Here is a 20,056-nt window from a genome sequence, read left to right on the forward strand (position 1 = left end):
GTAATCTGCTCTATTTTTTAACCATTTCTGCGCTAAGCCTCACAGAGCCGCTCGCCACTAGCATGCTCCTTGACCACTCCTGATAGCCAGCTTTCTTCACCGTAACCTGGTGCTTTCCAGGTGTGAGATTGAGAGTTGACGGTGTGTTTCCAACGAAGTTTCCGTCTACCTCGATATCACAGTTTGGAGCGCTTGCGTCCACGGTTATCGAAGACTGTTGAGCGGAAGCTATTGTGGATGCGGACGATGTTCCGCCGGACACGCCTTCACCGAGACCGCCCTGACCGACTGCAGTTGTAGGAGTCTTAAGTTCGCTGGAGTGCTCGGACCAATGAGCGAGGAGCGCTGCGCATGCGTCCTTAACGGAGCCGCCGACCGACAGAGTTGATTCGCTGAAGATCGAGTCGCCTGTCTTCTGAACGAAGACCGCGATCTTGTCCTTGTGGGCGAAGACACTTTTGCCGCCTTCGTGATCCAACTCAACGATGTAGTTGCTTGCGTCGGCACGGTTGTTGACGGTGATCTGCGGGCAACGCTGTCCGAAGGTTTTGATGATTTCAGCAGTCTGCGGTCTCGCTCCGCCTGAAGAGCTGGCACCGAACGCGCCGTGAGATCCACCCGCCGAGCTTTGGGTTGACCAAGAGTTGCTATCGGTTATGTAGACGCGGGGTTTGTCTTGATCACTTACAGGTACAGCGGGCGCTGCACTTTGTTGCGCTAAGGCGAAATTGCCAAATCCAGAAAGAACCAAAAAAAGTGAAGCAAGGGGGTAACGCATGTTTTTCGTACGACCTAATCTCAGTAAGTTGAAAGTCAATCCGAAAGCTACGCTGTCTCCATTCAGAAGACAAGTAACACCTTCGTAACTTTGCTACGAAAGTCGTAGACGATTCTCAGGGCGCGCATACTTCACCACTTTTCGCATCTAACCTGATGAACGCGAAAGAGGAGTGAATTAATGTCTCATCCAGATCCCGCACGGCCGCATGAACACGAAGAGGTTGAGAAGTCAAAAGTTCGCACCGCTCATGCGGAGCACGTCGAGCCAGAGAAAGGCCCGCATGATCCGAAGGAGATTAATCCGAAGATGTCGTCCGATATTCATTACTGGGCGAAGGAGTTTGGTGTGACGGGCGATCAGCTGCATGAGGCGATCCGCGTGCATGGTACGCATGTGGAGAAGGTTCGCGCTGCGCTGGCACATCACAAATAACAGCTGGCAAATTACAGATGACAGGGAGATGCCCGCTTTCGTGACTGATGCGTGGTCAATGAAAGCGGGCATTGTTTTGTTACTTAGCGTTGTGGTATTTCGCGTGTGCTACTGGCCCTTGTAGGCGTTGGTGTAGCCTTTCACGAATGCCTCACGAAACTCCGTCTTGAACGCGTCTTTGTCCATCCCCTTGGGGATCTTCGCGTGGGCGTAGGCCTTGTTGTCAGTAGGTTTGAACGACGTGCCACGCGCTATGTCCGCCGCTCCCTGGTTGAAGCCTGCAGCATAGCCTTGACGAGCCACCATGTTGGGGGTGCCATTCTCGGGATAAGCCATATCGTAGCCGCGTGGCGCAGACCAACTGTTCACATCGCTGTCTTGCGTAGCTTGCGCCAAGCCAGCGGGCACAACGCTGAGAGAAAGCACACCAGCAAGCATTAGATGGGCCCAAGCATTTTTGCGAAAAATCATAAGAACCTCCAGACGGGCAGCTTTACAGCTGCACTCACCTGATAGGTACGACTCTGTATGGATCGGCGGGGTTGCCCTATGCGCTGATGCGAAGGACTCGTTTATGAGACTGTGACGACGGAGCGTGGCGGGAGGTGCTACCTTGGTTTTCTTTAGAGGGGAGAGCTATGGCGGATAATACGAGCTCGTTGCGGCTTCGGATCTTTGATGGGACGCGGCAGTTGTTTTCGAAGCAGACTAGTTTTCTGGTCAGCATCGTCGATGGGCAACAGGAGCAGCAGATTCGGGAGTTTTACACGACGAATGATATGACGTTTGAGGGGCTGCCGTTCTATGACAACCTGTTCGATAACTACACGGTGCTGGTTTCGGCGGATGGGTATCAACAGGCTGGGTATGTGCCGGTGAAGCTTTCGAACCAGTACGAGAAGACGCTGGACATTATGCTGATCGCGAATGATCCGGGGTTCAGCTTCGTGAACGCGCGGTGGCCTGAGGCGTTGGCGGCTTATCCGTTTCTCGGCGGGGATGTGAGCGATGCGACAGGGGCGGCGCGGTATGACGATCTGCTGGACAAGACGGAGAAGTCGCTGGCGTGCCTGCTGAACCTGGGCGAAGCGATGAGCCAGATCGCGCTGTCGCAGGGTACGCCGCTGGACTACATCAAAGAGGTGCGATGGGATGCGCCGTATGCTCCGGCACAGGACCGGTTCTTTGGGTGGTGCGATGTGAGGCTGATCGACCAGGTGAAGGTGGCGGCGGCGGCGGGGAAGTTTGCGGTGGAGAATGCTCCGGGGCTGTTTCATCCGGGGGCGACGTCGAGCTGGAAGCAGATACAGTTTGGCGAGGCGAACGTGCAGCTGACGTTTCATGAGAACGATACGAAGATGATCGACGGGGTGAGCTGCGTGATGATCGAGCCGGATATCGACTACTACCGGGATCCGGCGGCGCACGTGATCCTGGAGGTGGTGCCGAATGCGCTGACGCACTCGCTGACCGAGCCGGCACAGGTGTATGTGCTGCGGTGGATCGCGGGGCAGACGGCGGGGATTCCGGAGTTTGCGCCGCTGTATACGATTACTTAGCGGCGCGTGTTAGCGATTGAGGTCGTGGATGGTTTGTCCTACGGCCTGGCCGACTTGTCCGGCGGCGTCCTTTACGTTTCCGACGATGCGGTCGGCAGTGCCCTCGTCGGCGAGGTCCTGGTTGCCGGTGAGATTGCCGACGCCCTGCTTGATGGCTCCGGCAGCGGCGGTGGCTTTGCCTTTGACTTGCTGTCTGGTGCCCCAGGCGAATGTCTTGTGAGCTGCGTCGGCGAGGTTGTCGTCGATGGTTTCATAGGCTGGCTGCGGTTCACTGTTTAAGACTGCGTAGGCGACGGCAATACCGATTCCGATACCGGCGAGAATCCAAGGAAAACCCTTCATGGCGAAACCCTCCTGGCCGTAGGATGCAATTTGTTGCGGGTTGGTGTGAGGAAAAACCCTCAGCGGGTGGAAGGGGCGGTGCTGCCGGCGCGGAGGGGCTGGAGATCCTGATCGAGCATGCCGGCGAGGTCGGTGGCGAGGCCGGCTCCCTTTGCGTCGGTGTAGGTGCCGAGGGTGCCCTTGAGCTCGACATCCTTCTTTTTGCCGGCGACTTCTTCGGTGCAGGGAGTGGCGGTGAGGTAGGAGGCGGTGAAGCCGATGGTGCGCTTGGCAGTGGTCTGCTCTTGGATGACGACGTGGAGGGCGCGGTCGGCGGCGGCGGCGGTGTCGACGATGAGGACGCCGGTGAGGGAGCTGATGGCGTGGAGGATCTGGCCGGCGATGGCGCCGGTGGAGTCATCGCCGGCGACGGTGACCAGGACGCGGATCAGGCCGGAGGGGGCGGTTCCGCTGGCTGGGCACACGAGCCAATGCTTGTTGGGGTCGGGGCGGGCGGAGGTCATGAGGTTTGTGAGCTGGGTCTGGGTGAGTTTGTTGAGGCCGTCGGCTTTGAAGTCGTCGGAGGAGATGCCGAGGGCCTTCTGGACGTCGGGCGACCAGACTGCCATGGTTGTTTTGGCGGAGGGTCGGGGCTTGTGCGGGGTGGGTGCGGGGGCGGTTTGCGCCGAGGCGATTGTGCCGGCCAGCGCCGTTGCTGTGACCAGGATCGAAATGGTACGAATCAAATCGTTCACTAACCCTCCAATCCCGCTCTTTGAAGTTATCCCAAGAAGAGACGATTCGAGACATGAAATAGACGAAATTGGGGGTTAGGAGTTGGAAATCGGCGAGGATTCGAGTTCTAAGGCTAATGGTTGGGTGATTTAGAGGGTCGGCGATGACTTGGTCGCGCGATCCGGCATCAAACCGGGAATGACCAAGATAAGAGATGCGGTCCTGCTTGCTCCTCTGCTAATCGCGACTGGCATGGTTCCGGGATTTGGGACTGCCGGTTATGCGCAGCATCACAACAACAACAGCTCTTACTACAACGGAGTGCGCCAAGGCGGCCACGGCGGCAACTACTATAACGACCGCGACCGGCGCTACCATGACGACCACTACCGCAATAATCAGGGCGGCATCGGACCGGGCAAAGGCGCGTTGATCGGCGCGGGTGGCGGGGCGGTGCTGGGAGCGCTGTTTGGTGGTGGACTCAAGGGGACCATCATCGGCGGAGCAGCTGGCGCCGGTGTGGGCGCCGTGGTCGGCCAGGCGGCACAGAATAACCGCGACGATCGTTATCACCACTACTAGACATCGATCACCACTGCTAGATCTTCAACTACGAACGTAAAGGACGACTCCAATGCGCATGATCCATCGCCTCGCTCTTTGTTTCGCTCTGGCCTCTGCGGCTACGCTGACTGCGTCGGCTCAACAGCCTGCGGCGCCCACGATCACTCCTTCTGCTGCGGCGGACTCCGCCGCCAGTCACACCTGGAATACGGAGCAGATTCTTACCTGCACGGTGTCGGACTGCTGGCAGCTTGCCGGGAAGAATGAAGCTACTTTCTTTGACATCATTCAGCAGCTGGCTGGAATCTCGGCGCAGGTGCGCGGACTGACTCTGCCCGATAACGCTGAGGCTGGCAAACGCACCGGCGAATATATCAAAGCCAAAGCGAAGACCGATCACGGACAACTGCTCTATGCCATCGTCGACGCTGCTGTGCGGCATGTCGGCACGAGACCAGCGGCCACCAACTAACTCCGCTACAAAAGAGGGAGGCAGACGCTAACATGGTTGCCATGCGTCTCCTCCCTATTGTCCTCGCCTCACTCCTTGCTTCGAGTGCGTTTGCTCAAACCCCTGCGGCACAGCCCCCTGCTCCCGTCGACATCGTCAAGCTGGAACAAAATCTTTGGACCACCATGGCTGAAGGCGACTTCGCGACGGTTCGCAGTCTCTTCACAAAGGACTTCATTCAGGTCGACGAGCACATTCAGGCTCTGGATACGCTTCTGATCACACTGAAGCACTGCAAGCTTGAGTCCTACGAACTTCAGGATCTACAGGTTCGCATCTTGACTCCAGACTCGGCGCTCACCGCTTATCACGTGTTGAACACCTTTAACTGCGGCACGGAACATAATCCCACTTTGAAGATCAATGACAACAACTCGGTGACTGTCTGGGTTCGACAGCCCAAGAGCGGGAAGTGGCTGGCACAGGTTCATACGGAGACGCCTGCGAAGCCTTGAGTTCGGTTTGTAGGAAGCTCAGTCAGGGATGCAACGTTCAGGGATTTGGCATACATTCGATCTGCCCTGGAAAGAGGTGTTTGTGTCAGTACCGAGGTTTGGCCGGACTCTTTGGTTTCAAAGCTTCGCGATTGTGACGCTCTGCGCGTCCTTGAACGGCTGTGTCGATCTGGATGATGCTGCCGGTCTCTCCAAACTCTCCGATGAAGCGAGGATCGCGCTACCGAAGGTCTCCAACGATGTCGCCGCAACCTGCGCACGACGGAATACGCTTTTTGAGAACACGCCAGCAGCAGAGCGGGCGAAGACAGAGCAGGCACAGGACTGCAAACCTTATCAGGAGCTTGCCGATCATCTTGCGAAGGATCAGGAGGCGCTTATTGCCTACTTCGATGCTCTTGGAAAGCTCTCCTCCAATAAGCCGCTGGGCTACGACGCAACGATCGACCAGAATGTAACTGCGTCGAGCACAAATACGGCTTTTTCGGCCACTGCGATTACGGCAGGCAATGATGCGCAAAATCTGATGAAGGCTTTAGCAGACGCAGCGACCAATGGTTATCGCGAAAAGCAGCTCGGTCAGCTGGTGATTGCCAATGATGCTGCCGTTCAATCGCTTACGCGATCGCTCAAGAAGGTGATTACGGGCGACTATGGTGTGCTGCTGGGCAACGAGGAGCTTGGTCTTGACACCTTCTATCAAGGGCCGATGGCCAGCGCTACCTCGAATGAACGGCTCGCTCTGATCCTGGTGCAGCGGCAATATGCCCATGACAAAACTGCGTTGCAGACTCGCAAGGACGCGGTTGCGAACTATGCCAAAGCGATGGACGATCTGGGTGCGTTGCATGCGAAGCTGAAGGACGAGGCTGGTAAGAAGGTCAGCATGGTCGAAGTGGCAAGACAAGTTGGGCCGATCGTCGAGTCGCTGAAGTCGGCGCTCTCAGATATTCAGTCGAGGTCGAATTAGCCATGAAGAAAACTTCCAAGCCAGTTGCGGCGAAGGTTGCTGCCAAGGCGGTAGCGGCGCCTGTTGATACGACGCTTACCGACGATCAGATGACGGCGTTGGCGCAGGCTTTTCATGACATCGCTGTGGAGGTCGGGCAGGTTCGACTCGATGCGATTAGCGCGGGGAGCAAGCTGACAGATCCTGCGATTGTTCAACTTCAGGGCTACGTCTACTCGCTAATGACTACTGCCGGGAACTTCGCTGTTCAAGCGGCGAATCTTACGCTCGCAAATGCCGATCAGGCAGTGAGCGAGATCTCACTGGCTACGCAAGCGGCGGATAAGGCGCTCGATAATCTTCAGGACATCGATAAAGCGGTGGGCATCGCGTCTTCGGTGATCGTTCTGGCAATGGCCATTTCGACAAAGGATATGGGGCAGATCGCAACTGCTGCGAAGGGGGTGGTGATGGCGGCGGGTGTGTCGGTGTAGCGCGGTGACGACGGAATAGCTCTACTTCTTGTGATAGTTCGCATCGGGCGGCTTCGCAGGATTTTGTAGGAAGCTCCTCGAGTCGTTGCGTTTCTGACAGGTAGACACGCAGGAGATGCTCCGCGCGAAGCAAGATCGGATGTATCCCGATATGGTACACACCCCAGGTTTGTCATGCGACTCAGCGATGAAACCCTATCTTTCTTGCCGGCGATTAAGTAGGATCGCTCTAGATCTTTCGACGACGAAACGCAAGCAAAAAAAAGCTCAGCGCCCTGGAATATGAAAATATTCATCGCACCGAAACTTTTGGTTGTACTTCACGTCTTCACTTCAAGTGAGATTGCGCTCGCCGAGGCGCACCTCCCCAGGGGATACCAAAGAATGACTCACACGCTCAAACTTGTCGCCGTCACCGTGATGCTTGTTGTTGCGCTCAGCTTTACCTTCGAGCGGCAGGCGCACGCCTACGTCGACCCAGGTTCCGGTCTCCTCCTGTTTCAAGGCATCAGTGCGACGATCTCTGGCGTGCTCTTCTACTTCCGGCGCCGCATCAAGAACCTCTTCGTCAAAACGCAACCAAAATCAGACCCCGGAACCACACCGTCCCCTTCGTTATAAGCTGCAGATCGAAGTTCGAGGGCCGTGCCTGCCAGCTTCAAGGAGCTTATCGTCTGCGCCGGAGATGTGCGGCAGTAAATTGAGGACTGGCTATGCGGCAGCCCTTACTTCTGCACTTCGTCGGGCATGATGGCCCCAGCCTTTACCCATCTCTCGACCGTGGCGATGTCGGTATCGGAGAGCTTTGGCTGCTTGGGCGGCATCGGCATGGGATCCTTCGGCGGCCCCTCATGGCGAATCAGCCTCACTAGCAAACTATTCGACGCGTCTCCGGGAATCAGCACCGGGCCGTCGTGTCCTCCCTGCAACATGCCCGCGCGCGTCTGAATGTTCAGACCTCCGCGATGGTTCATTCCGCCATGGCACCTGTAGCAGTTCGCCTGGAAGATTGGCTGCACCTTTGTTGTGTAGAACTCCGGGTTCGCTGCCTCGTCCTGCGCTGCCGCATTCGCGGTTCCCATCTGCAATCCCCACCCCATTAACCCAATGGCGATCAAGCCAAAACCCACCGGCAACCTCTTCATTCATTCCTCCCCGTTAATCGATAAGTATACGGAACCCACTTCGTCACTTACACGTTCTCTCACCAACCTTTAACGTAGAAAGTGCTCTGGCGTTCCGCGCCTCCGAAAACATGATGCGTTTGAACGCCCCCATACCGGCCCTTCTGGCGCTTGCAGTCCTGTCTTTATCTTCTGCGAGCGGCCTCGCCAAAAAGACGCACCACCCCTCGGGTCACAAGAAGACCGTCGCGGCTACGACGGAGAAGCATCAGACGAAACACAAGTCGGGTGCGAAGCCGACCCATGCGGTTCATAGCCCAAAACATCACGATGCGCCCAAGGCTGATCCTCCTGTAACTGCGCGTGTGCGTGCGCAAGCGCCCTCACGACGTCGACTGCGCCATGCTGTCAATACTCCTGCGCCTGTACAGACGGCGACCGCGCCGCAGAAGGCTACATCGGAGGATTTTCTTAAGGCGGCCACGTCCACTCAGGTTGAGACCCAGGCGGCGGTCGCGATCCACGGGACCTCGCGTCCCGAAGAACTCAACGAGACCCGACAGGCGCCGACGGTATCTGCGCGCAAGCCCACCACCGTGTCGAAGCCTGTTTCGGTGGCCAAGCCTGTTCCTGTGATTAGTGTCGTTCGGCCAGCTGCAGAGAGGCCACAACTGGCCAGCGTCGAAGAGGTCGCTTCGACTCCGGTCATTCTGCCGAATCTTTACAACAAGCGTGGACACCTTATCGTCCCTCCGCCGCTCAAAGGCTCTCACGAGATTCTGGTTCATCAGAACGAAGTTGCGGATCGTGACGGCCTGTCTCGAATTCAGAACGACGACGATCTTCTCGATATGCGTACCAAGAGGCTGCTCGTTGCGCTGCCTGAGAATGAGTCGCTGCAGGTGGACGATCGCCTCCCGACAAATCGCCGTTATTGCCGCCCGTGGACTGCGCAGTTTCTGGCCACGTTGGCACGCGCTCACTACGCACGCTTCCACACGCCACTCCAGGTGAACTCCGCAGTGCGTACGGTGGAGTTTCAACAGCATCTGATGCACATCAACGGCAATGCTGCACCTGCCGAGGGAGATACGGCGTCGCCTCATCTCACCGGGCAGGCGATCGACATCGCGAAACACGGCCTCTCGCTTGCTGAAATTGCCTGGCTTCGCGGCTACCTTCTTCCGCTGGTGCAAGAGGGAAAAGTGGACGTCGAGGAGGAGTTTCAGCAGTCTTGTTTCCACGTGAGCGTCTACAAAAAATACCTGCCGCCCGCTCCTGAGCGCGATCTCGCCATTCTGCGTCACGGCGGAACGTCGGCGCTTGCTGCTGCTCTGCGCTAACGGCCACCTCCGCTAGCAATGGGGCGAACGGGAGAATTTCAGTAGTCAGGGAAGAAAGCCATGGAATGGCCGCACTCCGCGCAGGAGGCCCGTCCGGCGGGACAGCCCTTTCAAATCAGTCTGCGTAACGAATTACAGGAGCTCGCGAGCCCCACTCCGCCAACTCCTCATTGCTGCATCGAGCGCTTGCATATTGTGAATGGCGTCTTCGCCGGTGGCCGCGAAGTCATTGCCACCGCGCAGGGCCGCCGCGAAACCATCGAGCATCCGGGTGTAGCCGTCACCATTGTCCAGGGTGACGGTCTCTTCTACGTCGCCACCTCGACGCACAACGATTTGCACGGGACGGTCGACGGTCAGGCCTCCCTCGGAGTACATCACCCCGTCGCTCCCGTTCACCTCCACAAACGAGCGGTAGGGTGTACGTGCGCTCGTCGTCACAGTCGCGAAGACATCGCCGGTCATCTCCATCTGCAGGGAGGCAACCGCTTCCACTTCGCCCGAAGACGCGTCCTTCCGGGCCAATGTACTGACACTCACCACATCGTTGCCGAGAACAAAGCGCAGCGCGTCGATGCAGTGCACGCCGACGTCTCCAATCGGACCGCCGTAGGCCAGGGTCGCGTCGACAATCCACTTTCTGGAAGAGTTGTTGGCCGCGTAGCAGTACTCTGCACGCGCGAGCTGCGGCTTACCGATGCGTCCTGCCGCAATCTGATCTCGCATCCACTCCAGACTGCGGTTATAGCGAAAGTTTTGCGCAACGCCGAAGAGCAGTCCAGCCGCCCTGGCAGCGGCGTTCATCTCTTCAGCCTCTGCCGCGCTCATCGCCAGCGGCTTTTCGCAGAGCACAGCCTTGCCATGCTTCAATGCCAGTAACGTATCGTCGAGGTGCATTGCGTCTGGCGACGTGATGAAGACAGCATCCACATCGGGCGAAGAGCAAAGCTCCTCCCGCGTCTGGAAGCAATGAGGAATCTTATACTCGGCGCAGTTCTGGAGTGCAGCCGCGTGATCCCTTCGCCACATCCCACCGAGCGTCGCGAGGTCGCATTTGGGAAACGCCGGCAAGAGTCGCTTGACTGCATGGTGGCCGAAGCCAAGAATCGCGAACCGCACCGGCGACTGCGTCATGAGACCTCCCAAAGGAATTGAGTGGCGAGATTGAGTTGGAGAGTTAGTGGGCGTCGTTCTTGAAAATCTGTTCGGCGAAGAAGTTTTCTACCTTGGCCTGATCATGGACCATCTCGAGGTAGGCGCTCTTCAGTAGCTGCGAGCGTACGTCACGAAGCTGCTGCCGGATCGCCTGCTGGACTCGCGGATCGTTCACGTCGCGCTGTCCGGCGGGGTCCCGCGAGATCAGTTTGTAGATCGCATAGCCTGCTGGCCTCTTTGTCTGAGCATCGAGCAAAGGCAAAATCTCGGTGATCTGGCCGGCCTTAAGCTTTGTTACTGCCGTGAAGACCGTCGGATCGGTATGGAGTTGCGACTCGCCGACGAAACCCATATCGCCGCCATTGGGTGCGGTTTCGGGCTGCTCCGACCAGTTGCTCGCGATCGTGCCGAAGTCTTCGCCGCTGTCCAACCTATTCTTCAGCGCCTGAACTTTCTTCTTCGCTTCGACGTCGTTGGTGGCCTTGCTTCCCTGCAGGTTTCCCGGTTGCGGCGACGGCTGACTCGTTACCTGAATGGTCGCCAGATGATACTTAGTCTCGAGCAGGTTGAACTCAGCTTTGTGCTGGTTGTAGTAGCTGGTTACATCCGCATCGGTGACGGTAATCTTCGAGTTGATCTCTTTATTCAACAGCTTGTTGATGGTGAGACTTCGGCGCAGCGAATGTTTTACATCATCGATGGTTTGATTGCTCGCTTTGAGACGCTGCTGAAACTGCTCCTCCGTGTAGGGCGCTTTCATCTCGGCCAGCTTCGCATCAACCTCTTCGTTGGTCGCAGTCAAATTCATCTTCGAGGCGCGCTGTTCGACAATCTCTTCGTCGATCAACTCGCGCAAAACATTCAGTCGCAGCGAGTCCGCTTGTTCCTGTGAGGGTTGTTGTTGCTGAGCCGGATCTCCGAGTTGGAGCTTGTAAGCTTTATCCATATCAGCCTGCATAATCGCGTGCCCATTCACCGTTGCGACCACGTCCGCGTTGTGTCCACGATTGCAACCTGCAATCGGCAGCAGCCCGGACGCCAAAATCAGAACTACCGGAGCAGAGACGTTACGAAAAGAGCGCGTAATAAAAGTACGTTCGGTATCGGTCGACAAGCTCGGCACGTCCTCGGTGTTCCGCATCCAGATCTCCTGCATTCTTCTGCTAGTTGCCGGGTTTGGTCGCCGGCGGGGTTTGAGGCTGTGCCTGAATTGGTGTCTTCGTTGGCGGTGGCGGCGGCGTCTGCCCGGAGGCAACCAGCGCGCTATCGATCATACGATACACGTCTTCTACCGGCTGTGCTCCTTCCACCTTTTCGCCATTGATAAACAGTGCGGGAGTCGAGTCTACGCCCAGGCTTTCGCCGAGTTTGATCGACTCCTTGATCGCGGTTGCATCCTGCTTCGCGATGCATGCATTGAGTGCGTCGGCGTCCAAATTCTGCTTCTTTCCTTCATCGCGCGTCAGCGTGTCGAGCGCCTCGTTGGCCTTCGCGAGACTCTTCTCCGCACCGCCCAGATCGGCGGCATGGGCGTGGATATAGTCCACCAGATTCCAATAACCCGTCGCGCTCTTCGCGCCGACGCAGTTTGTGTCAATTGCCGCGCGCATGGCCCATGGATGCTGATCGAGCGGAAAGTCGCGATAGACGATGTGAATCTGATCTTTGTAGCGCTCCGTCAGTGCCGGAAACAACTGCTCGTGCATCTTGGCGCAGTAGGGGCATTCCAGGTCGTCGAATCCAACGATCAGCACGGGAGCGTTTGCCGGACCGCCGCGCGCCGGACGGCCGTCTCCACTCACCAGAAGCTTCGGATCCTTGCTGATGTCGAACTTGCTGAACTGAGCTAAGGTATTGCCGTCAGTCGAAATCAAAAAGTCTGTCGGTTTGCTCGACTTGCCGTCCGAAAGAAACGAGACGCTGATCTTGTCGAAGCCCGGCACCTCGCTTTTGGTGCGAGGTCCGACCTGGATGACATAGCCTGCCGGAATCGGGGCGTGGGACCGGATCATCACCTCGACGCGGCGCACGAGCTCCGGCGAGAGCTTCCCGGGGCCGTCTGCGGCGGTCTGTGTCGGAGTCTGGGCATGGCAGCCGAGGGCGGCCAGCGTAAGGGCAAAGATGAGGGTTCGGAACGGCTTCACAGCAATCTGCACAATATCTTGATTATCTCACGCAGAGGCGGTTAAACAGGTCGCGGACCCCTCTGACAACCGCGCCGTCAGGACTCAAAACAGGCTTGCCGTTCGCCGCAGATTGCCCGCGGTCCCGATATTCAGGAGCGTGAAGTTGAATCTCTCGGTCGTCTCATTTCGCACCGAGCCCAGTTCGTACTTCCGAACCTCAACGCTGAAGCCGCAGCAGTCCCAGTTATAGGACCCCTGCACGGCCCCATATTGAACCAGACCGGTGTTGTTCGCGTTCAGATCCAGACCTACATTGCCGGCGATGCCCAGACCTGGTTTGGTCGGCGAACCGTAGCCGAGTAACAGCCGCAGTTGGTTGAAGTTCGAGACCGCCGAGATCACTCCCTCGGTGTAGAAGCGACCGGGAGCGTTGAGCCGCGCATAGCTCAACCCGGCAAAGACGTTGTTCTCGTGTACGTCCACCAGCACGTTGTTAGACGTGAATTTCTTGGCACCGGTATCGAGGTCGAAGTCCCACTCCACATCCATATGGGCTGAGGTCCTAACCCGCAGGCGCGAGATCAGGGGGGAGATCGCCCGAGGCTCCGTCAAAAAGGCGATCCCCGAGAAGTTCAGCGTTGTGTCGAAGATGTTCCGTCGCCCATTGATGACCGCGCCGCCGAAGTTCTCGTTGAAGAAGTACTTCTGCGCAAGCCGCCAGCTGATGAGGGGATGGCTGCCACAGCTGGGAAGCGAATCTTTCGCATCAGCGATCTGTCTGGTCTGGACCTTTCCGATGTCGTCCTCCCAGTTCTGGGACTGTGCCGTGCTCTCCGGCCTCTCCTTGCAGGGCCGATTCTTCACTGGACGCAGAAACAGCCGCTGCGTCACTCCGTACTCCAGCTCATTCGTATCGCTTACGATGTCGACGTCGTCGAAGCGCAGAACACTCAGGAAATTGTTGACTCCGGTGACGTAGCGGTAGGTGAGCTCCGGTTCGATTGTGTGCTTCACATCGTTGCCGCCGAAGAACTTTTCTACTCCTGGCGAATCGAATACCCGCTCCACCACTGGAGCTCGCAGGTCGCCCTCAATCTCCAGATCCGATCGATTCAACGGGTTGGGCAGCTCGACCGGTATTCCGGTGTCGTTGTAGGGAACTTGCCTGCTTCTGCTGTAGGCCGTCTCCCGCACGCCAATGGAGGCCCGCATTCGCCATCCGTCGAAGCCCAGCGGATAGGAGAGCTCGGGATGCAAGTCGAACCGCTGCGTCAACCCGCCGGTGGAGAAATCCGGCTGCACTCGCGACAATCCGGCCTCAGACGCATCAACACTCCACAGCAATCCAGTCCTGCCGATCTCATGCTCTGTGCTGTTGAAGTCCAGCGACGGCGCGTGAAAGATCCTTATCTGTTCTTCAGGGACCGCTGGCGTGGTCGGAGTCGCGGCCACAGCTGCCTGCTTCAGCCCCTGATATCGATCCGCTCGCGCCGACGCCGCATATCCATCCCACTCATGCACGCCGTAGAGAATCGAAAGAATATCGCTCGAAACTGCCACGCTGAAGTTCTCGGCAAACGCCTCGCGATACGCATACGAGCTCAGATACTCGACATCGCCGGCCACGCGTGTCTGCGAACTGAAGTCGTGGCGGCCCGAAAACGTGACATCCTGCCCACCCTGATTGAGATACACACCGTTGGTGACGATGCCGCGGTCGAGCAGGCCGGTGTATCTGGCCTTCGCAAAGTTATTCCCGAGGCCGCGATATCGAAACGTCGCTGACTGCTCCCATCCGCGCAGAGAGTAGTACTGCGCTCCGACGGTCAGATCGGTGCTGCGATTGATGGCCCAGTAAAACTCCTCGCCCAGCGTGAATCCCTTCGTCGAGGAGTACCCCGGCACCGGAATCATGAAGCCTGTCTGCCTTTGCTCCGAGTCCACCGGATGGGTCACATATGGCAGAAACAGCACGGGAATATTCATCAGGCGGAAGATGCTGTTCTGCGCCTTCGCCTTTTCGCTGTCGACTGTAAACTTCCCAGCGTTGAGCATCCAGTCCGGGTTTGGCAGCTGACAGGTCGTCAGCGTTCCATCGTAAATCTCATAGGACTGCGGCCCAGTTCGCACCACCATGCGCCCGGTAAACAGAAACGGGTTACTGCTCGAATAGGTCAACGTACGTCCGGCGCCCGCGCCCTTCAACCCCACCGAGCCAGTCACATCGTAGAAGGTTGCCGTCTGGTTCTTTAGGTTCATCGTGCCGTGGCTGGCGGTGAGGTCCTCGTGATTCGCCCCTCCGCTTACGTGCAGATGCCCGGTCGCGGTGAGCTCGCCGGAGTCCTCGTTGAACTCGACGTGATCGGCCTGGATCACTCGGTCTCGATAGTGGATGACTACATTTTTGTCGAGCGAGAAGACGCTTCCTGTCTTACTCTGGTCTCCGTCCGACTCGAGGGTGACGTCGGTGGAATCATCGTTATTGGGCAGCACTTCTGCCACCGGATACTGCCTGGCTCCAGGTGCGTCCGGCAGGCTTGATGATGACTGCTGATCTTCTGCGAGGGGGGTTGCCTGAGTCGTCACCTGCTGTGCCCACAGATGTGGATGACTTGCCGCGGGCACCATGATAGTTATCAAGAGGTAAACAGCCGCGCGGACGTTTCTGGAGCACGTTCCTCGAACGTTCAAGGCTGTACAGGAAGCATTCAATTTGCCGGACAGCAAAGCCGCTAAGAGCAGTCGGGGCTGCCAATGGGTCTTTATCCCCGGTTCGTTCGGCTTGAGACTTGTCAGACGTGCCACCCTTTGAGGCTAAACGATTTTACGGAACCGAGTTTGGATTTGAGCACAATGAACTCTGCACAGCGTGACCTGTTACCACTTGACGAAGCCCCGGCCGAAACGGAAGCGGCCGCACCCTTTGCACTGAGGGAACAGGTAGCGCAGCGCCTTGCCGCGCACCGCGCCCGGCGTACTCAGCAATCAAATTCCTCCGTCACTCCCATCGCGCATCCAAACACAGGGAAGTCACGCTCGTCCCGCATCGCCGAAACCGTCGCTGAACGCTATGCCAACTCCCCCAGTTACCGCACCTTCCTCGCCGAGCAGGCTGAAGCCGCCATTCGCGAAGCCAAAGCCGCGGCCGAGGTTGCAGCGCTCAGTGCGCAGGCCATTGCCGACGCGCAGTATCAGCTCCTTGCCGAACTCGATCAGTGGACGCTCACGCCGCCTACGCCCGCCCCGGTCCCGCCATCGCCAGCACCTAAACTCAGCACTGCAGAAACCCTGATCGTCGAAGATCTGGCGCTCGGTCGTTTGGCGGACGCTCCATCGTCGTCTCCGGGCCTCACCGTGAAGCTCTACGAAGACGTAAGCCGCGCCCCCTTTCAGGAAGCAGTCTCTTCCCCGAGCCGTCCGTTGATCTACGAAACTCGTGGAGCCTACGCAGCTGCCAACGAAGAGGAAACGCTCGCCCTCGACGAAGAGATTGCGTTCCGCCAAGCCCCCGTGTTTGAAGAGTCCGGTCCACCGATCGAGATTCCTGCGAATCTGATCGAGTTTCCTCGCCAGCTTGTAGCTGCGCGCAAAGCCCGTCCACGTCTCGCCGAGGGCCCCCTCCGCGAAGACGCCGACCAGGCTCCTCACAACGTCCCTGCGGCACAGCTTCGCATCTTCGAGGTTGAAGCTGCGCAGATCTCCACCTCCCCGGTTGTGGAATCTGTCACGCCCGAATGGTCCTCCATTTTGCTTGCGGCCCATCCGGTATCGGCTCCGGTCGAAACCCGCGAAGCCCCCTTCCAGCCTGAGCACAGGCCCGAAGCCGCTCCACTCAACCTGCGCCTGATGGCCTCCGTCGTCGACGGCTGCATCATCACAGCCTCCTTCTTCGTCTTCGTCGCGGCCGTCGCGTTCACAGTGGGTAAGCTCTCAGGCAATCCCGCAAGCCTCGCCGTCAGCATCGTTCCCATGAGCCTGCAGACTGCAGCTATCGGCACGGCCGGCACTCTGGCTGTCCTTACGCTGCTCTATCAACTGCTCTTCTTCACCTTCAGCGAGACCACCCCGGGTATGCGCTACGCCCGCATTGGCCTCTGCACGCTGTCGGACGACAACCCTACGCGGTCGGCCATGCGCCGCCGCATCTTCGCCACGGTGCTCGCCGCCTGCCCGCTGGGCATTGGCTTTCTCTGGGCATGGATGGACGAAGACGGCCTCGGCTGGCACGACCGCATCTCTCGCATGTACCAACGCAGCTACTAGGGATTCGAGCCTCCTTGCCGAGGCCATGATCTATGCCTCATCGTCTATCCCGACCAACGGGAGGACGGCAGCGACACAAGGGTATACATGCCACGAAGTGGCCGCCCTCAGCGGAGGAGGCTCGTCCGGCAGGACAAACGCCCCAACAGAGCGTCAATACGAACCTAACGAGAAAAAGCCCGCCCTCGGACAGATAGCTCCGAAGGCGGGCTCATAAACAGACCGGACTAGAAGGTCGTGCTCACCGTCAGACGAAACGTCTTCCTCGGCTCGCGCAGGATGTAATCCGCCCCATAGAACTGCAGCGCCTGCTGATAGCTGAACTGGCCTGATCCATCGCTCGGGAAGTAGCTCTTGAAGGTATTCACGTTGTCCGGACCAGAGTTCGGCACGGCAAGCTGCTGCGGAACGGTCTTGTAAAGACGCAGCGGGTTGTAGGCGTAGAAGATGCGGAACGGCGCGTTGACCACCGGCAGAATCACCTGCAGTTCGGCGCCGAGGGAGTCGCGCGGAACGTAGTTTGTCCCTGGCACAATCGTCAGCAGGTCCGGGAACTTCACCGACTGGCCACCAAAGCAGGCGCCGTTGATAATCGTCGGGCATCCATACTGAGCGCCATTGATCAGCGACTGACCCGCCGTGCTCTGGCGCAACTGGCCGTGCTGCGCGTCGAAGGTCATACCGAAGTCGTTGAAGAAAGCAAACGTCACCTGGTTGACGATCGGAATCCGGTATTCCAGGTTCGCTACCAGCTGCGTATCTCCACCGATGGACACCATGCGGTAGATCGGCAACGGAATCTGTACGGGACCAAGGGCCGGGTTCGTCGGATCGCGCGGAACCGAAGTTCCATCCGGATTGGTCAGAATGAACTGAACTTTATTCGGAATGAAGGTGTAAGGACCGACTGACCGGATATCGAACCCGCGAAGATCCGACTCGCCGCCGCTGTAGAGACGATGCGTCGGCGGAGCAACCTCGCCCCCAAAGCCCGACGTATGAGCCAGCTGGATACGATATCCCAGCACATTGTGGCCATCACTGCTGACCCTCAGCCCCTTCATCGGGAAGAACTGGCGGTAGCTGGCGATTGGCGAGTAGTATTTGACGTTTCCGCCTACGCCTGCCAACTGCACGGACACGTTGAAGTCCTTGCCGTGATGCGGTCCAACCGCACGATCGAGGCTCGAGAACGTAAAGCTCGGTGTCACCACCGAAGTAATGATGCCCGTCAGCTGATTCTGCCCCGCTACGCCCGACCGGAAGGCCAGCGACTGAAACACGTTGGTCGTATTCTGGTTGAACGTCGTCACCGAAGACCGCGACAGCGAGTACGAAATACCGACACGGGTCACACCGGTCCGTGAAAACAGATGCCGGAGCGGCTCACTCGACGAGACCGTCAAACCCGTCGTCGACTGGTTATAGTTGGTCAGCAGCGACTGTTGCGCCGTCGTCAGATTTCCCGCCGCCTGGCCGGTCGCGGACTGGCTCTTCGACGGATTGAAGTCATACTTGCTGGCGAACACCTGTGCGCCTATCGAAATCGGCTTATCCCGTAGATACGGCTCAGTGAATCCCAGGCTCAGATTGCGCGACAAGTCGCCGATATTTGCCTGCACGGAGAGCGTTTCGCCCAAACCAAGGAAGTTATTGGTCTCATAGTTCAAACCAACAAAGGTTCCTGACAATCCGCTGATACCGCCGTTCAAGCCGATCGAGTTCTTACCTTTTTCCTTCAGCTTCAGCAGCAGATCGACTGTTCCGTCATCGGTATTCTGGCGGCTTTCCGAATCCTGCTCCGCTTTCAACGCTTCGAAGTAGTTCAACTGATTCAAGCGCAGGATCGAAAGGTCCCAGAGCCTGCTGTTATAGACCTGTCCCTCTTCGAGCAGCAGCTCGCGGCGAATTACCTTGTCGCGCGTAATGGTGTTGCCGGTAAACTCGATCCGCGACACATAGAACGGCTTGCCCTCATCGATATCGATGTTCAGCGTAATCGTCTTCTTCGCCTCATCGATCTGGGGCACCGGTGTTCCGACGAAGTTGATATATCCGAGCTCGCCATAGGCTTTGCGTAACTGATCCAGCCCCTTGCCGAACTGGGTCGCGTTGAAGTATTCGCCGTCCTTCTGCACAAACTGGGACCGCAACGCCTTCGTGTTCGGCACATGCGTGTTCCCGGTGAAGGTAATTCCGCCGAGCTTATAGCGCGCGCCCTCCTCCACCGGCATCAGAATATCGATTCGCTTTCCTTTGGACGGATGCAGCGTAAAGGGATTGATCCCGCCCGCGTCCCGGATGTGGGTCGTCGGATCGCTGGTCAGAGCCTTGAAGTAGCCGCGGTCCCGGTAGGCCTGGCGTACGCGCTCGGTGTCTTCGTCCAGCTTGCTTGCGTCGAAGGTCCGCGCAAACAGATTCTCCAGAATGATCGAGTGCGGAATCCCGATGGGACGCAGGTTCTTCATGGCCCCGCGCAGCGTGCGATCGCTCAGGCTATTGTTCCCCTGAAACGCGATCTTGCCCACCTTCACGGTAGGCCCTTCTTTAATATTGAAGGTAATCGCCACAGCTGCCGGCGGAATTGTCTTCACTTCGGTCCTGATCGTAGCGAACTGGTGTCCATGCTCCGCCAATAGGTCCCTGAGCACCACCTCGGCGCGCTTGATCTTGGTGGGGTCGTACTGGCTTTCGACCGACAGCGGCACCTTGGCCTTCTTGAACCGGTCCAGAATGTCAGACTGCGTGACCGCGCCGAGACCCTTGTAGTTGATCTCGCGAATCGTCGGCTTCTCTTTAACGTAGATCACCAGCTGCACGCACTTAGGGGTATCGACCCGTTCAATCCGCACGTCATCGAAGTAGCCCGTATTCCAGAGCGAGTTGAAGTCCCGCTCCACCACCAGCGGGTCGTACAGGTCGTTCTGCCGGCTGTAGAGCCTGGCCAGCACGGACTCCTTCGGGATGCGTCGATTACCGATCACCTGAGGCTGGCATAGTGTCTCCACGTTGCCCGACGGCGATCCGGTCTGAGCGGAGAGCGACGGGGCCGAGAGCGACGAAGCGGCCATCGCCGTAAACGCAATCAAGTACGCGGCATAAGCGATGCGGGAGCGTCTGGAGCGCGTGCACACAGTCTTGGTCTTACTATTCAGGGAGCTTCCGCTCTCTCGATTCACGGTAAAGATACGCACACCCTCACTGCTCTAAAATGACGCTCGCCAGCACAGTCAGCGAAGTTCTG

At 58.1% G+C, this 20,056-nt stretch carries 20 protein-coding genes; 10 read left to right on the top strand and 10 right to left on the bottom strand.

The window, feature by feature from the left end:
- Nucleotides 1–10: 10 nt before the first annotated feature.
- Entirely contained in the window at nucleotides 11–778 is a 768-nt protein-coding gene (locus tag RBB77_RS01085; protein ID WP_353064338.1) for a PEGA domain-containing protein, read from the bottom strand.
- A 180-nt stretch (nucleotides 779–958) separates the two neighbouring features.
- On the opposite strand from RBB77_RS01085, the gene RBB77_RS01090 reads away from it, so the two are divergent.
- Complete coding sequence (locus tag RBB77_RS01090; RefSeq protein ID WP_353064339.1) at nucleotides 959–1,213, top strand: DUF3606 domain-containing protein; 255 nt, start codon at nucleotides 959–961, stop codon at nucleotides 1,211–1,213.
- A gap of 108 nt (nucleotides 1,214–1,321) precedes the next feature.
- Here RBB77_RS01090 and RBB77_RS01095 read toward each other — a convergent pair whose 3' ends face one another.
- Entirely contained in the window at nucleotides 1,322–1,684 is a 363-nt protein-coding gene (locus tag RBB77_RS01095; RefSeq protein ID WP_353064340.1) for a hypothetical protein, read from the bottom strand.
- Between the two features lie 167 nt (nucleotides 1,685–1,851).
- Here RBB77_RS01095 and RBB77_RS01100 point away from each other — a divergent pair, with 167 nt between their 5' ends.
- Nucleotides 1,852–2,772 carry a hypothetical protein gene (locus RBB77_RS01100; protein ID WP_353064341.1) on the top strand — a complete coding sequence of 307 codons (921 nt, stop codon included), beginning with the start codon at nucleotides 1,852–1,854 and terminating at the stop codon, nucleotides 2,770–2,772.
- A 9-nt stretch (nucleotides 2,773–2,781) separates the two neighbouring features.
- On the opposite strand, the gene RBB77_RS01105 is transcribed toward RBB77_RS01100, so the two are convergent.
- Complete coding sequence (locus RBB77_RS01105; RefSeq protein ID WP_353064342.1) at nucleotides 2,782–3,114, bottom strand: CsbD family protein; 333 nt, start codon at nucleotides 3,112–3,114, stop codon at nucleotides 2,782–2,784.
- Between the two features lie 59 nt (nucleotides 3,115–3,173).
- A complete protein-coding gene (locus RBB77_RS01110; RefSeq protein WP_353064343.1) occupies nucleotides 3,174–3,848 on the bottom strand; it encodes a hypothetical protein in 675 nt (224 codons plus the stop codon).
- 178 nt (nucleotides 3,849–4,026) lie between these two features.
- Here RBB77_RS01110 and RBB77_RS01115 point away from each other — a divergent pair, with 178 nt between their 5' ends.
- The 6 genes from RBB77_RS01115 to RBB77_RS01140 all read left to right on the top strand — a co-directional run bounded on the left by RBB77_RS01115 (nucleotide 4,027) and on the right by RBB77_RS01140 (nucleotide 7,422).
- A complete protein-coding gene (locus tag RBB77_RS01115; RefSeq protein WP_353064344.1) occupies nucleotides 4,027–4,410 on the top strand; it encodes a glycine zipper 2TM domain-containing protein in 384 nt (127 codons plus the stop codon).
- A gap of 52 nt (nucleotides 4,411–4,462) precedes the next feature.
- The gene (locus RBB77_RS01120) at nucleotides 4,463–4,864 is read left to right on the top strand and encodes a hypothetical protein (protein WP_353064345.1); all 402 of its coding nucleotides are present in this window, start codon (nucleotides 4,463–4,465) and stop codon (nucleotides 4,862–4,864) included.
- 32 nt (nucleotides 4,865–4,896) lie between these two features.
- Complete coding sequence (locus RBB77_RS01125) at nucleotides 4,897–5,358, top strand: nuclear transport factor 2 family protein (RefSeq protein WP_353064346.1); 462 nt, start codon at nucleotides 4,897–4,899, stop codon at nucleotides 5,356–5,358.
- A gap of 28 nt (nucleotides 5,359–5,386) precedes the next feature.
- Nucleotides 5,387–6,328, top strand: coding sequence for a hypothetical protein (locus RBB77_RS01130; RefSeq protein ID WP_353064347.1), 942 nt, complete (start codon nucleotides 5,387–5,389; stop codon nucleotides 6,326–6,328).
- 2 nt (nucleotides 6,329–6,330) lie between these two features.
- Nucleotides 6,331–6,801, top strand: a complete 471-nt coding sequence (locus RBB77_RS01135) for a hypothetical protein (RefSeq protein WP_353064348.1) — start codon at nucleotides 6,331–6,333, stop codon at nucleotides 6,799–6,801.
- Nucleotides 6,802–7,185: 384 nt separating this feature from the next.
- A complete protein-coding gene (locus tag RBB77_RS01140) occupies nucleotides 7,186–7,422 on the top strand; it encodes a hypothetical protein (RefSeq protein ID WP_353064349.1) in 237 nt (78 codons plus the stop codon).
- A gap of 104 nt (nucleotides 7,423–7,526) precedes the next feature.
- On the opposite strand, the gene RBB77_RS01145 is transcribed toward RBB77_RS01140, so the two are convergent.
- A complete protein-coding gene (locus RBB77_RS01145; RefSeq protein ID WP_353064350.1) occupies nucleotides 7,527–7,946 on the bottom strand; it encodes a c-type cytochrome domain-containing protein in 420 nt (139 codons plus the stop codon).
- 110 nt (nucleotides 7,947–8,056) lie between these two features.
- Between RBB77_RS01145 and RBB77_RS01150 the strand changes: the two genes are divergently transcribed.
- Nucleotides 8,057–9,268, top strand: coding sequence for a DUF5715 family protein (locus RBB77_RS01150; protein ID WP_353064351.1), 1,212 nt, complete (start codon nucleotides 8,057–8,059; stop codon nucleotides 9,266–9,268).
- Between the two features lie 132 nt (nucleotides 9,269–9,400).
- On the opposite strand, the gene RBB77_RS01155 is transcribed toward RBB77_RS01150, so the two are convergent.
- The 4 genes from RBB77_RS01155 to RBB77_RS01170 form a co-directional block, all read right to left on the bottom strand.
- Nucleotides 9,401–10,402, bottom strand: coding sequence for a Gfo/Idh/MocA family protein (locus RBB77_RS01155; RefSeq protein ID WP_353064352.1), 1,002 nt, complete (start codon nucleotides 10,400–10,402; stop codon nucleotides 9,401–9,403).
- Between the two features lie 43 nt (nucleotides 10,403–10,445).
- Nucleotides 10,446–11,564 carry a SurA N-terminal domain-containing protein gene (locus tag RBB77_RS01160; protein ID WP_353064353.1) on the bottom strand — a complete coding sequence of 373 codons (1,119 nt, stop codon included), beginning with the start codon at nucleotides 11,562–11,564 and terminating at the stop codon, nucleotides 10,446–10,448.
- A gap of 22 nt (nucleotides 11,565–11,586) precedes the next feature.
- The gene (locus RBB77_RS01165; RefSeq protein WP_353064354.1) at nucleotides 11,587–12,579 is read right to left on the bottom strand and encodes a DsbA family protein; all 993 of its coding nucleotides are present in this window, start codon (nucleotides 12,577–12,579) and stop codon (nucleotides 11,587–11,589) included.
- Nucleotides 12,580–12,651: 72 nt separating this feature from the next.
- Nucleotides 12,652–15,177, bottom strand: coding sequence for an LPS-assembly protein LptD (locus RBB77_RS01170; protein WP_353064355.1), 2,526 nt, complete (start codon nucleotides 15,175–15,177; stop codon nucleotides 12,652–12,654).
- 225 nt (nucleotides 15,178–15,402) lie between these two features.
- Between RBB77_RS01170 and RBB77_RS01175 the strand changes: the two genes are divergently transcribed.
- On the top strand, nucleotides 15,403–16,812 hold the full coding sequence (locus RBB77_RS01175) for an RDD family protein (protein WP_353064356.1): 1,410 nt from the start codon (nucleotides 15,403–15,405) through the stop codon (nucleotides 16,810–16,812).
- Nucleotides 16,813–17,039: 227 nt separating this feature from the next.
- Here the strand turns inward: RBB77_RS01175 and bamA are convergent, their stop codons facing one another.
- The gene (bamA, locus tag RBB77_RS01180) at nucleotides 17,040–20,006 is read right to left on the bottom strand and encodes an outer membrane protein assembly factor BamA (protein WP_353064357.1); all 2,967 of its coding nucleotides are present in this window, start codon (nucleotides 20,004–20,006) and stop codon (nucleotides 17,040–17,042) included.
- Between the last annotated feature and the right edge of the window lie 50 nt (nucleotides 20,007–20,056).

Origin of the sequence: Tunturibacter psychrotolerans, assembly GCF_040359615.1 — a bacterium.
Taxonomy (GTDB): domain Bacteria; phylum Acidobacteriota; class Terriglobia; order Terriglobales; family Acidobacteriaceae; genus Edaphobacter; species Edaphobacter psychrotolerans.